The 12,625-nt window shown below is 71.2% G+C and carries 14 protein-coding genes; 4 read left to right on the forward strand and 10 right to left on the reverse strand.

Annotated features, from left to right (window positions below):
- Nucleotides 1-226: 226 nt before the first annotated feature.
- The gene (locus BM286_RS08160; RefSeq protein ID WP_092921062.1) at nt 227-1,555 is read left to right on the forward strand and encodes an MBL fold metallo-hydrolase; all 1,329 of its coding nucleotides are present in this window, start codon (nt 227-229) and stop codon (nt 1,553-1,555) included.
- Between the two features lie 30 nt (nt 1,556-1,585).
- On the opposite strand, the gene BM286_RS08165 is transcribed toward BM286_RS08160, so the two are convergent.
- The 6 genes from BM286_RS08165 to BM286_RS08190 all read right to left on the reverse strand — a co-directional run bounded on the left by BM286_RS08165 (nt 1,586) and on the right by BM286_RS08190 (nt 5,961).
- Nucleotides 1,586-1,858, reverse strand: coding sequence for a DUF7385 family protein (locus BM286_RS08165; protein ID WP_092921063.1), 273 nt, complete (start codon nt 1,856-1,858; stop codon nt 1,586-1,588).
- A 92-nt stretch (nt 1,859-1,950) separates the two neighbouring features.
- Nucleotides 1,951-2,832 carry an endonuclease V gene (locus tag BM286_RS08170; protein ID WP_092921064.1) on the reverse strand — a complete coding sequence of 294 codons (882 nt, stop codon included), beginning with the start codon at nt 2,830-2,832 and terminating at the stop codon, nt 1,951-1,953.
- Nucleotides 2,832-3,809 carry a rhomboid family intramembrane serine protease gene (locus BM286_RS08175; protein WP_092921065.1) on the reverse strand — a complete coding sequence of 326 codons (978 nt, stop codon included), beginning with the start codon at nt 3,807-3,809 and terminating at the stop codon, nt 2,832-2,834. Before BM286_RS08175 ends, BM286_RS08170 begins: the two co-directional genes overlap by 1 nt.
- Nucleotides 3,810-3,931: 122 nt before the next feature.
- On the reverse strand, nt 3,932-4,120 hold the full coding sequence (locus BM286_RS08180; RefSeq protein ID WP_092921066.1) for a multidrug transporter: 189 nt from the start codon (nt 4,118-4,120) through the stop codon (nt 3,932-3,934).
- A gap of 65 nt (nt 4,121-4,185) precedes the next feature.
- On the reverse strand, nt 4,186-4,893 hold the full coding sequence (locus BM286_RS08185; protein WP_092921067.1) for a type I 3-dehydroquinate dehydratase: 708 nt from the start codon (nt 4,891-4,893) through the stop codon (nt 4,186-4,188).
- A gap of 93 nt (nt 4,894-4,986) precedes the next feature.
- Nucleotides 4,987-5,961 carry a transcription initiation factor IIB gene (locus BM286_RS08190; protein WP_092921068.1) on the reverse strand — a complete coding sequence of 325 codons (975 nt, stop codon included), beginning with the start codon at nt 5,959-5,961 and terminating at the stop codon, nt 4,987-4,989.
- Nucleotides 5,962-6,152: 191 nt separating this feature from the next.
- Here BM286_RS08190 and BM286_RS08195 point away from each other — a divergent pair, with 191 nt between their 5' ends.
- The 3 genes from BM286_RS08195 to BM286_RS08205 all read left to right on the forward strand — a co-directional run bounded on the left by BM286_RS08195 (nt 6,153) and on the right by BM286_RS08205 (nt 7,954).
- Entirely contained in the window at nt 6,153-6,950 is a 798-nt protein-coding gene (locus BM286_RS08195) for a helical backbone metal receptor (RefSeq protein WP_092921069.1), read from the forward strand.
- Nucleotides 6,947-7,534 (forward strand): DUF84 family protein, encoded by a 588-nt coding sequence (locus BM286_RS08200; RefSeq protein WP_092921070.1) that lies wholly within the window; start codon nt 6,947-6,949, stop codon nt 7,532-7,534. Before BM286_RS08195 ends, BM286_RS08200 begins: the two co-directional genes overlap by 4 nt.
- A gap of 165 nt (nt 7,535-7,699) precedes the next feature.
- Nucleotides 7,700-7,954 carry a DUF7123 family protein gene (locus tag BM286_RS08205; RefSeq protein ID WP_092921071.1) on the forward strand — a complete coding sequence of 85 codons (255 nt, stop codon included), beginning with the start codon at nt 7,700-7,702 and terminating at the stop codon, nt 7,952-7,954.
- Nucleotides 7,955-7,987: 33 nt separating this feature from the next.
- Here BM286_RS08205 and BM286_RS08210 read toward each other — a convergent pair whose 3' ends face one another.
- The 4 genes from BM286_RS08210 to BM286_RS08225 form a co-directional block, all read right to left on the reverse strand.
- Complete coding sequence (locus tag BM286_RS08210; RefSeq protein WP_092921072.1) at nt 7,988-8,599, reverse strand: winged helix-turn-helix transcriptional regulator; 612 nt, start codon at nt 8,597-8,599, stop codon at nt 7,988-7,990.
- Between the two features lie 88 nt (nt 8,600-8,687).
- Nucleotides 8,688-9,824: an SPFH domain-containing protein gene (locus tag BM286_RS08215; protein WP_092921073.1), complete on the reverse strand. Its 1,137-nt coding sequence runs from the start codon at nt 9,822-9,824 to the stop codon at nt 8,688-8,690.
- Between the two features lie 143 nt (nt 9,825-9,967).
- Nucleotides 9,968-10,465 carry an SRPBCC family protein gene (locus tag BM286_RS08220; protein ID WP_092921074.1) on the reverse strand — a complete coding sequence of 166 codons (498 nt, stop codon included), beginning with the start codon at nt 10,463-10,465 and terminating at the stop codon, nt 9,968-9,970.
- 31 nt (nt 10,466-10,496) lie between these two features.
- Nucleotides 10,497-12,500: a bacterio-opsin activator domain-containing protein gene (locus tag BM286_RS08225; RefSeq protein WP_092921075.1), complete on the reverse strand. Its 2,004-nt coding sequence runs from the start codon at nt 12,498-12,500 to the stop codon at nt 10,497-10,499.
- Nucleotides 12,501-12,625 lie beyond the last annotated feature (125 nt).

Below are 12,625 nucleotides of genomic sequence, written 5' to 3' on the forward strand. Positions count from 1 at the left end.
AGCCGCGCGAGTCCTCGCGGCTGGGGCTTTGGCGGTGTTCGCGGTCGATCTGTCGTTTGCTATTTATAAGTGAGCGGCTGGGGCTTTGGCGGTGCTCACCGCGGCGTCGTTGTTCATTTATCAGTGAGCCGTTGGAGAGTACCAGCACGCAGCGCTATCTCGCCGCCGCTGATCCACCCCTACTTCTCGTCCGAGCGCTTTTGATCACGCGGAACAAGACTCCGGTATGGCCGAAACGATCTCCGCCGACGAGTTCCGGGACAGGATCGACGCGCGGCGGCGCGGCGAGCGGGAGTTCACCGTCGTCGACACCCGCCCCGAAGAGAGCTTCGCGGGCTGGCGCGTGGCGGACGCCGTCCACTACTTCTACAAGCCCTTCCACGAGTTCGACGTCGACGACTTTGAGCGCGAGACCGGCCTCTCTCCGGACGACACCGTCGTCACGATCTGCGCGAAGGGGAAGGCCTCCGACGACTTCGCCGCCGAACTCGACGCGGCCGGGTACGATGACGTGGTCGTCGTCGAAGACGGCATGCGCGGCTGGTCGGCCGTCTATGACCGAACCCCTGTGCCGCTCCCCGCAACGCCCCACTCAGCCCCGCCGCTCGATATCGTCCAGGTCCAGCGCCGGGCGAAGGGGTGTCTGGGGTACCTCGTAGTCGGGGGGCGCGAGGCGGGCGCGGCGGACAACGCGGATCACGTCCTCGCTAACTCCTCCGACTCCGACCGCGTCGCCGTCGCTAATTCCGACGGCTCACCCCGTATCGCCGTCGCTATCGACGTCTCCAGACACGGCGACGAGTGGGTCGCGGCGGCCGCTGAGCGCGACGCGTCGATCGCGGCCGTCCTCGACACGCACGTCCACGCCGACCACCTCTCGGGCGGCCGCGCGCTCGCGGACGAGCTCGGCGTTCCGTACTTTCTCCCGGCCGCGGCCGCCGAGCGCGACGTGGCGTACCAGTTCGAGCCGATCGGGCGCAACGAGACGCTCGACGTCGGCGGGGTCGACCTGAAAGCGCTCGCGACGCCCGGCCACACCGACGACGGCGCGAGCTACCTCGTCGGCGACGCGGCGGTCCTCACCGGCGACACGCTGTTCACCGACAGCGTCGGGCGGACGGAACTCCAGTTCTCAGCGAGCGGCGACGACGATGAAGGCGGAGACGCCGCCGAGGGCGCCGCGGGCGCCGCCCGCCGCCTGTACGACTCGCTCCACGGGACCCTGCTCGCCGAGCCGGACGGCGTCGTCGTCTGCCCGGGTCACTTCGCGGTCGCGAACGACGGAACGACCGGTGAGGTCGAGCCGGGCGAACCCGTCTTCACGACGGTCGGGGACGCGCGCCGCGGGATCGGGATCCTCGACCTCGACCGGGAGGACTTCTTCGAGCGGATCACGCGGACGCTCCCGGAGAAGCCGCCGAACTACGAGTCGGTGATCGCGGCCAACCGCGGCGTCGAGTCGCCGCCGGACGAGACCGCGGCGATCGAACTCGAACTCGGCCCGAACCGCTGCGCGGCGGAGCCGGACGCCGGGTCCGCGGCGGACGACGACTGATCGGCGGTGCCGCCGTCGCCGCGGACCGACCTACTCGTCGTGGATGAAGACGAGCCGCTTCGACTCCGTGTTAACTAAACAGAGGTCGATCCCGTCGCGGGTCGCGCCGATCTGCTGCCAGCCGTGGTCGCTGACGAACAGCGTCTGGAAGACGCCGCGGTCGCAGTCGGGGTTCGGACAGCCGACGCCCGCCGCGTTCTTGTAGACCGTCGTCCCCCCGCCTGAACTCTGTCGCACCAGCCCGTCGGTCAGCGACCGGAACTCCTCCGCGGACATCGGACTCTCTCTGTCGTCGTCTCCCATGCCTCCGGGTTCGGAGGCGACCGTCTAAAAACCGCCTGCCTGTGGCAACTACTGGCACGGCACCTGAGGAAGCGACCGCCGGGAGCGCCCCCTCACTCCGCGTCGTGCTTCGCCCGCTCCGCGTGGGCGTCCGCGAGCCGCGTCGGCTCCGGGAGCTTGTACCCCGCACAGAGCGCCGCGACGAGGTCGACCGCCGTCTCCGCCGACACCCGGTGGCCGGGGCTCACGTAGAGGGGGTTCACCCGCCTGCTGTTCGGGTACTGGCGCGACTGGAACGCGTGCCCGATGACGGTCCCCGGCTCGGCGGTCGTCACCGCGTCGTCGGCGCGGACCGGCGTCCGCCAGCCCGCGGGGCGCTCGCTCGTCGACTCGTCGGGTTCGCCACAGAGGAGGCTCTTCGCGACGCCGACGCTCGGAACGTCGTGTAGGACGCCGACGTGGGTCGCGAGCCCCGCCTCCCGGAAGTGGATCCGACCGGAGCCGTCACAGACCAGCAGGTCGGGGTCGGCGTCGAGCGCGTCGAGCGCGGCCAGTATCGGTTCGCCCTCCCGGAACGCGAGCAGCCCGGGAACGTACGGGATCGACAGCGGCGTCGTCGCGCTCGCGTACTCGATCACGCGCCCGCCGCAGAGCGCGACCGCGGCGGAGACGGCGGCGTCGGGGCGGCCCTCGCCGCGGTCGGTGAGGAACGCTTGATCGACGCCGACGACGGTGGGCGCGTCGGGGTCGCCCGTCGAACCGCTCGCATCCGCCGATTCCGCGCCCGCACCGGCCCCCAACCGCTCCTGCGCGCCGTCGCGCGCCGGGGGCAGGCCGTCCGCGAGCGAGGCGGCCTCGTCGACCGCGACGGCGGCCGGGTCGAGCGCGTGGTCGTCCTCGAACGTCGCGGCCGCCGCGATGTCGCGCTGGAGGGCCTCCATCTCCGCGCGCGACAGCGACGGGTCCGGGCGGAGGGCGGGCCGCGCGAGGCCCATCAGAACCGCCCGCCGGGACCGCCGGGGCCGCCGGGACCGCCCGGACCGCGTGCGCCGCCCATCGAGACCCCGCCCATGCCGCCAGCGGAGCGCGCGAGCCCCTCGTTGCGCTTCCCGAACGCGAGGCCGATGGCGAAGCCGATCAGGTGCGCGAGGTGCGCGATGCCGCCGACGCCGCCGGTGCCGCTCGCGACCACGAGCGCCGCGGAGACGGCCGCGATCCCCCACGTGAGGTACTTGATCTTCATCGGGATCACGAAGAAGAGGAGGACCTGCATGTTCGGCCGCCAGACGGTGAGGACGCCTAATATCGCGAATCCGGCGCCGCTGGCGCCGAGGACGCCCGTCGGCGGGGCGTTCGTCGCGACCGCGAAGAGGACGTGGCCGAGTCCCGCGGCGATCCCCGCGCCGAAGAAGAACCCGACGAACTTCTTCGATCCGACGGCGCGCTCGACGAGCGGGCCGAAGAACAGGATCACGATGCTGTTGCCGATGATGTGGAACAGCTGTCCGGGCGCGTGCGAGAACACGGACGTCACCCACGTCCAGACGTTCGCGATCGCCTCCGACCGGAGTACGAACAGCGTGTTGTGGAGCGCCTCCCCGCCGACGAACAGCGTGACCCACTGCGCGATAAACGTCACCCACATCGCCAGCAGGATGGCGTACGTCGCGTTGTTGCGGAAGTAGCTCACCAGCCCGCCGGTGCCGGTTTCGCGGTCGATCCGGCGTTTGAAGCGGTCGACGATCCCCGCGGAGGTGCGCCCGCCGGTCCGACCGCCGGTGTCGGCCGCCGACTCGCCCTCGACGCTCTCGTCGAAGCCGCTGTCGAAGACGCCGCCGGGGTCGTCCCACCCGGCGAGGCCCGGACAGTCGTGGTTCTCCGGCAGTCGGTGGTCGGCGCAGAACGTCTGGCCGCACCGCTTACACTGGTACGGGAGGTTCTCGTACTCCCCGCACTCGTCGCACGTCGCCATTGCCGGCACTTACGGGGGCGGTCGTAAAGCGGTTTGGCTCCGCGACGAACGCGACGGGGAGCCGCCGGCGCGACGAGCCGACGGCTGGCGAGCGGCTCAAACCGGTCGGCGGTCGGTCGCGTTCAGCGCAGGACCCGCGTGGCCACTATCGCGACGGCGACCCCGGCGACGGCGACCCCGACGAGGGTCGGGACGAGTCGACCGGACCCCCACTCCCAGCCGAGGACGCGGGTTCCGACGACCGCGACGAGGGCGACCAGGAGGCCGAACGCGGAGACCAGCGGCGACTGATCCGATTCGAGGAGGGCCATCTCACCCACAGTATTCGACGGCGACCGTCAAAAGTATTCATCCCGTTCGACCGAACTGCGACCGCCTACGCGTCCGCTCCGCCCTCTCTCAGCCCGTCGATCAGCTCTCTAAGCGTCGCGAGCGGGTACTGCCCGGGCGCGGTCGCGTTCGCGGGGTCGACTGGCGCGTAGCCGATCCTCGAGCCGTAGAGGGGCGTGACGGCGCGGGTGTGCCGGCCCGGCTCGCCCATGCACATCGTCGCGACGCGGTGGCCCGCCGCGGTCGCCTCGTGGGTCGCCTCGATCATCGCGAGCGCGTCGGCCGGCGCGGTCGCGGTCGTCGCCAGTTTCCCCACGTCGCCCTCGCTCGCGGCGTCTGCGAGCAGGTCCACGAGCGCGGCGGGCTCGGGCGTCGACTCGAAGTCGTGGACGGACGCGACCACCGCGACGCCCGCCTCGCGGGCCGCGTCGCGCAGCGCGGTCGCGTGCGACGCCTCGGCCGGCTCCGGGTGCGTCCCCCGCAGCGCGGCGAGCTCGACGTCGACCGCGGCGACCGACTCGCGACCGATCGCGTCCGAGAGCGCGTCGTACCGGCCGAGCCCCTCGGCCTCGCCGCCCTCCCACGACGCCCGGTTCGTGACGACGAGCGGAAGCTCGCCGTCATAGCTCGCCAGCTGGTCGAGCGGGTCGCTCGCGAGGTCCATCCGGAACTCCACCGCGTCGGCGTGCTCGCGGGCCGCCGACTCCTCCGAGAGGTCGGCCGTGCTCGCGGTCAGGACGAACTCCTCGAACATACGCGGGCGTTCCGCGGGCGGGGACTTATGCCTGTGCGTCCGGCTCGCGACGGACCGCGGAAGCGGCGAAGAGGCGGCGGAAAAAGCGGCGGCTTACGCGACGAGGCCGTCCTCGGCCTCCAACAGCTCGTGGTAGCGGTTCCGGATGGTGACCTCGGAGATGTCCGCGACCTCCGAGACCGCGGCCTGCGTCGTCTTCTCGTTGGTGAGGAGCGCGGCGGCGTAGACCGCGGCCGCGGCGAGGCCCACGGGCGACTTGCCCGAGTGGACGCCCTTCTCCTTGGCGTTGCGCAGGAGGCTCTTGGCGCGCATCTCGGACTCCTCGGAGAGTTCGAGGTCCGAGGCGAACCGCGGGACGTACTGCTCGGGGTCGGCCGGCTTCACTTCGAGCTTCAGCTCGCGGACGACGTAGCGGTACGTCCGGGCGATCTCGGCCTTCTCGACGCGCGACACGTCGGCGATCTCGTCGAGGCTGCGCGGGACGCCGGCCATCCGGGCGGCGGCGTACACGCAGGAGGTGGAGACGCCCTCGATGGAGCGGCCGGGAAGGAGGTCCTCGTCGAGCGCGCGGCGGTAGATGACGGAGGCGGTCTCGCGGACGTTGTCCGGGAGGCCCTGCGCGGAGGCCATGCGGTCGATCTCGCCGAGCGCCTGCTTCAGGTTGCGCTCCTTGGAGTCGCGGGTGCGGAACCGCTCGTTCCACTTGCGGAGCCGCTGCATCTTCTGGCGCTGGCGCGCGCCAAGCGACCGGCCGTACGCGTCCTTGTCGCGCCAGTCGATGTTCGTCGAGAGCCCCTTGTCGTGCATCGTGTTGGTGGTCGGGGCGCCGACGCGGCTCTTCTCGTCCTTCTCGCGGGAGTCGAACGCGCGCCACTCCGGCCCGCGGTCGACCGAGTCCGCCTCGACGACGAGCCCGCAGTCGCTACAGACCGTCTCGCCGTGCTCCTCGTCGTTGATTACGTGGCCGCCGCACTCCGGGCAGCTGAGCGTCTCGTCGGTGCTCTCCGATTCCTCCTCGTTCGTCTCCGTTCGGGAGCGACTCCCCCGTTTGTGTAGTCGTTCACTCATAGCTCGGTTGCCCCCGGAAACTGAAACTGCCCGAGAGCGATCTTGGTTTACCGTCGGCGGAACACAACTTAAAACGACCGGAACGTGTCGCTCGAATCCCGACGAAAGGACACGATCTATCACGTGTTTTCGGCGATCGCACAACCGCCCGGACCGAAACCGTTGACACGCTCGCGTCCGGACCGGGTCGCATGGCCGCTTCCCGCGTCGTCTCCCTCGCGCCGAGCGCGACCGCGACGGTCGCCGCGCTCGGCGCGGCCGACCGCCTCGTCGGCGTCACCGCCCACTGCGAACTCTCGGACGACCCGGACGCCGGGTCCGCGCACGGCGAGGGCTCCCCGACCGTCGTCGGCGGCTGGCTGAATCCCGACCTCGACCGCGTCGTCGACCTCGACCCCGACGTCGTCCTCACGAGCGACGCCCTCCAAGCCGACCTCGCGGACGACTGCCGCGACCGCGGCCTCGACGTCGCGCACCGGGAGCCCGCGACGCTCGACGACGCGGTCGAGGGGTTCGCCGCCCGCGGCGCCGACGTCGAGCGCCCCGAAGCCGGCGAGCGACTCGCGGCCGACGCCCGGGACCGACTCGACCGGATCGCCGACGCCGTTGCCGACCGCCCGCGCCCGACCGCGTACTGCGAGGAGTGGTCGGACCCGCCGATGGCGGCCGGCAACTGGGTCCCCGACGCCGTCCGCGCCGCGGGCGGTCGCTACCCGTTCGTCGACCCCGGCGAGCGCTCCCGAGAGGTCGACCCCGCCGCGGTCGCGCGGGCCGACCCCGACCACGTCGTCGTCCACGTCTGCGGGCACGGCGACCGCGTCGACCCCGCGACCGTCGCCGAGCGCGACTGGGTCGACGCCCCCGTCCACGTCGTCGACGACTCCCTCCTCAACCAGCCGAGCCCCGCGCTCATCGACGGGGTCGAGCGGCTGGCGCACTTGCTCCATCCCGAGGCGTTTTCGGCCGCGGGCGACGACCCGGAGGCATGACGACCCTGCGAGTCGGCGTCGGCAGCGGCAACCCGGTGAAGCGACGCGCGGTCGAACTGGCGCTCGGATCGGCGGCGGACGCCGACCTCCCCGGCGGTCCGACGGGCGTCGCGATCGAGTCGGTCCCCGTCGACTCCGGCGTGAGCGAACAGCCCACGGGCCACGCGGAGACGATCGCGGGCGCCGAGAACCGCGCCGCTGCGGTCCTCGACGCGGAACCGAGGGACCGCGACGCCGCCCCGGACGACGGCGCGACGTACGACCTCGGCGTCGGGATCGAGGGCGGCGTCGCGGGGTTCGACGGGGCCGACGGCCGCTACCTGATCATGTGGGCGGCGGTGACGGACGGCGATCGGGCCGGCCGCGCCGCCGGGCCGAGCCTCGCGCTTCCGGGAGACGTCGCCGCCCGCATCGACGACGGGGAAGAGCTGGGGCCGGTGATGGACGGCCTGCTCGGCACCGACGGCGTCGCGACGCGCGGCGGCGCGGCCGGCGCGCTCACGAACGGCCGCGTCGACCGGGCGGAGGCGCTCGCGGCCGGGGTGAGCGGCGCGCTCGGTCCGTTCGTCTCCGAGCTGTACTGACCTCTCGCCGCCGCCGCCCTGCGTCGCCGTCGCCGTTCGAAGACCGTACCCAAACGGGGTCGTGGAGCGCCGCTCTCGCCCCCGTCGCGGCGCGAAACCGCACGACGGCAGCGTGTTAACTCGGTCTACCAACCGCCTTATGCGCGGTGACGCCCTGATCCCTGTATGAGCACTGCCCACCCGGACGCGGTCGCGGCCGAATCGACGGGCCTCTCCGCGAAACAGGCGCGCATCCTGCGGTACCTCCGCGAGAACGCGGCCGACCGGACGTACTTCAAGTCGCGACTGATCGCCGACGACCTCGACCTCTCCGCGAAGGAGGTCGGCGCGAACATGGGCGCCGTCGCCGACGCGGCCACCGACGTCGACGTCGAGAAGTGGGGCTACTCGTCGGGCACGACGTGGATGGTCACGGACTGACCGGGGCGTCCGGCGTCGCGCGGTCGCCCGAACTCAGGGGTCGTACGCGACCAGCGACGCGGCGTCGTCTGCGAACGCGACCGCCTGGGCGTCGAAGGAGTCCGCGTACCGGACGACGAGCGTGAGCAGCCGCTCCGGTTCGGTCAGCGCGTAGCCGCCGGTCCGGTCGAGCAGACCGGCGCCCTCGAGGTCCGCGGCCGCGGCGCTTATCGTCGGCCGGGAGACGTCGAGGGCGCTCGCGAGGTCGGCGCCCGTCGCGTCGGGGTCGCGCAACAGCGCGAGGATCATCCCGCGGGGCGTCTCTCGGCGGAGGTAGCCGAGCGCGCGCTTGTCGGTCTCGTCGAACCGGCCGGCGGGGAAAAAGCGCCGGTAGTCGGCGTCCTTCACCGACTCGATCGCTCCCTCTTCCTCGAGTTTCCGGAGGTGGTACTGCGCCTCGCCGGTCCCGAGCCGGAGGTCGTCGCGGAGCTTCGAGAAGTGCGCGCCGGGGGTCGTCGGCACGTAGCCGCGGATCGCTTTCCGCGTCTCGTTGGCGTCTTCGGCCCCGTCGTCGGCGCTCGCGACCCCGACGAACGGCGCGGCGGCTCCGACCGCGGCGAACCGCCGGAGCGTTTCGCGTTTCTGCCCGTCGAACCCCTCTGTCACGGCCGTACTAGTCTGCGGCTCGACAAAAACACTTCGCTCGGGGATCGACCCGCTGAGAAAGGCCGCTGCTTCGATGGCGTCGCGCGCCCTACTTCTCCGTCTCCACTTCCGCGGGCGCCTCCTCGTCGTCCATCTCCTGGATGACCTCGTCGGCGGACCTGATGCTCGCGCCGGCGTCGCCCGCCTTCACGGCCTCGGCCTCCTTCTCGAGCTCCTCGACGTCCATCTCCGCGGACTCCTCGATCTGTCCGAGGATCTCGTCGATGTCGTCGAGCCCGAGCATCTTCCGGGTGTCGGCGTCGAACTCCTTGCCGTCGAGCCCCTCCATCTGCTGGACGTCGGAGCCGGAGAGCGCCTTGCCGTAGCGGCCGACGAGGCTGGTGAGCTCCTGCGGGAGGACGAAGGTGGTGGACTCGCCTTTCCCGATCTCTTCGAGGGTTTCCATGCCGCGCTCGATGATGGCGCGCTCGCCCATCGACTCGGCGGAGCGCGCGCGCAGCACGGTCGAGATCGCGTCCCCCTGCGCCTCGAGGATCTGGGACTGCTTCTCGCCCTGCGCGCGGATGATGTTCGACTGCTTGTCCCCCTCCGCCTGCTCGACCGCGGAGCGGCGTTCCCCCTGCGCCTCGAGGATCATCGCGCGGCGGCGGCGCTCGGCGGAGGTCTGCTGCTCCATCGCCTGCTGGACGTCCTTCGAGGGGTTGACCTCGCGGACCTCGACGCTCTCGACGCGGATCCCCCACTCGTCGGTGGGCTCGTCCAGTTCCTTCCGGATCTTCGCGTTGATCTCCTGGCGCTTGTTCAGCGTGTCGTCGAGTTCCATGTCGCCGAGGACGGCGCGGAGGGTGGTCTGCGCGAGGTTCGAGACGGCCTTCTTGTAGTCGTCGACCTCGAGGAACGCCTTCTTGGCGTCCATCACCTTGATGTAGACGACCGCGTCGGCGGTCACGGGCGAGTTGTCCCGCGTGATCGCCTCCTGACGGGGCACGTCCAGCGTCTGGGTCCGCATGTCGAACGCGTACGTCCGCGAGACGAACGGCGGGATGAGGTTGATCCCCGGTTCGAGCAGCTTCCGGTACTCGCCGAACACCGTGAGCGTCTTCTTCTCGTAGGCGTCGACGATCTCGAACGACTGCCAGAGCGTGACGACCACGAGCAGGAGCGCGAGCAGGCCGACGCCCACGAGCCCGAACCCGAGGCCGGATTGGAGGGTGACCGGATCCATGCCTCCCGTTTAGGCTATCGCACGCTTAATAGTTCGCCCGCCGGGACTCGAATCGGCTCGCCGTCCCTCGGTCGGCGCACGGCGGACCCGAACCGCTCTCCGACGCCGCGCCAGCCGACGCGCTTCGCCGTCTTCGGACGCGTCTACTCCCCGTCGAACGCCGCCGCGACGTTCTCCAGCGCCGCCCGGAGCTGTCGCTCGTTGAACCGGCGAATCACCGGCGCACCGACCTTCGTGAGCGCGTTCTCCGGCAGGTCGTACGTCGCGGCGTACGTCAGCTCCGTCCCCCCGTCGACGGGGGCGAGCCGGAGGTCGATGGTGCCGGTGAGCCGGCCGCGGAGTTCGAAGGCGTGGCGCTCGGGCGGGTCGTGGACGGTCTGGACGATCTCGCCGTCGATCCCGATCCCCGCCATCCGGTAGGTGTACGAGAGGCGCTTCCCGCCGTTCTCCAGCGGTTCGACGTCTCTCACGTCCGTGAGTCCGGGCGTGATCGCCGCGTGGTTCGCGGGGTCGTCGAGGAACGCGAACACGGTCTCCGCGTCGGCCGCGACGACGACGGCGTCGCTCGCGGCGAACGGGTCGTCCCTCCGGTCGTTCGAGCCGTCGGCCGCGCCGTCCGGGTCCGACCGATCGTCGCTCATGCGCCACCGCGTTCGACGGTCGACGCCCGGCTCATTCGCTCGACCGGGGATCGACGTACGCCTCGACCAGCTTCCGCTCGGCCGCGCGGAGGTGCTGGTGGAACGTCTGTCGGGTGATCCCCATCCGCTCGGCGATCTCCGACCCGTCGACCGGTCGGGGCCACTCGAAATAGCCGTTCAGCTCGGCGGTCTTCAGCGCGGCGCGCTGCCGCTCGGTGAGCCGCTCGTCGACCGCGGCCGCGAACTCCGCGACGGTGCGGTCGCGGCTCTCGCGCTCGACCCGCGACCGGAGTTCGACGCCCTCGTACTCGTCGCGGAACACGTCGAGGATCGACCGCACGTCCCCTTCCGGCGGCGCCTCGGTCGTCATGGTCGCCCCGTCCGCCGTGGCCGTCGCATCGGTGACGACGACGCCGTGGTCGGCCAGCTGCGTGAACGGCGGCGACTCGGTGACCGTCACGGCGAAGCTGACGCCGTCGTTCGTCTCCGAGACCGTCCGCATCGAGTCCACCAGCGAAAGCTCCGCGAGGTCGTCGAGATTCACGTCGTCGCCGTCGGCGCGGAAGTACAGATCGCAGGCGTCGCCGTCGAGCCGCGTCGTCCCGAGGTGCGTAACCGTTCCGTCGACCGCGTCGGCGATCCGCGCGAGCGACGCGGTCGGGTCGTTGATCTCCACGACGATCTCGGAGACCCGATCGGTGGTGAGGATCCGAGTCGTCTCGATCGAGTGGAGCCCGTTGGCGATCATCTTGCCGACCGACTCGCACACCTTGCGCTCCCGCCGATCGAGGACGTCCGCGCCGTTGCCGTAGATCCCCAACAGCCCGTACCGACGGTCTCCGTACGTGAGCGGCACGACGAGCAGGCGCCTCCCGCCCGCGGTTTTCGGTTCGAGCGGCCCGTCGGACGCGTGCTCTATCGACCCGCCGCGGAGCTCCTCGCTCTCGATCGCCTCCTGGACCTCGGTCGGCGTCTCGTCGACGTCGAACGTCGATCCCGGCTCGACCGACACGCCGCTCGCGGCGCGGATCTCCAGCCGCCCCGTCGCCGACGAGACCTCGCCGATCCAGCCGCCGGCGTACCCCGGTTCGCCGGCGATAACCTCGCAGACGCGCTCCGGGATGACGTTCGGGTCCCGGTTCTCGACGAGTATCCGGCTTATCTCGCTGAGAAGACCGTTCACACGCCCGAGAACCCTGTCGAGCGCCCGGCGCTCCGTCGCGAGCTTCTCGGCCCGCTCCTGGGCCAGTCGCTCCGCCTCCTTCCGCTCGCTGACGTCGTTCTGGAACCCGACGTAGTGGGCCAGGTCGCCCGCCTCGTCGTAGACGGGTGCGACCGTCAGCTCGTTCCAGAACGGCGTTCCGTCGCGTCGGTAGTTGCGGATCTCGACGGTCACCTGCTCTTCGTTCCCGATCGCCTCCGCGATCTCCTCGACCGTCTCCGGGTCGGTCTCCGGGCCCTGGAGGAACCGGGGGTTGCGTCCGAGCACCTCCTCGACCGGGTAGCCGGTGTGAGCCTCCCAGGCGTCGTTGACGTACACGAGCGGGTAGTCCGGCAGGTCCGGGTCGCTGATGCTGATCCCGATCGGCGCGTCCTCGACGGCCCGCGTCACCTCCGCGGCGGACGGCTCGTGGTCGGAGACGTCCCGTCGCGGCTCCGCGGCCGGGGCCCCGGAGGAGACCGCGGAGACGTCGGCGACGAGCCGATCGATCGACGCCGACCCGTTCTTCTGAAGGAACCTGTCGACGCCGTTCTCGAAGGCGGCCTCCGGGACGCCATCCTCGTCGGTCTCGGTGAACATCACGACCGGTACGCTGGCGTCGGACTCCTCGATCGCGGTCGCGAGGGCGACGCCGTCGTCGCCGGCGAGCGCGTACTCGCTGACGACGCAGTCGTACTCGCCGCTCGTCGCCTTCGCTACCGCCGACGCCGCGGTGTTCGTACGCGTCACCTCGAACCCCGCGGCGTCGAGCGCCGTTTCGATTCGGTCGCTCCCCTCCTCCGGATGGACGAGGAGAGCCCGAGCGTTCGCCATGACCGACCGTTTGTACCGATACGAGTTAATGGTTGCCAGTCTTCCTGCGGTTCGGATCGAGGCCCGGATCGCGTCGCAGTCGGCCGTTTCTCGGCCGATGCGGGCGGTTGCGACCGATCCGACCC

Source organism: Halorubrum sodomense (assembly GCF_900111935.1).
Lineage (GTDB): Archaea > Halobacteriota > Halobacteria > Halobacteriales > Haloferacaceae > Halorubrum > Halorubrum sodomense.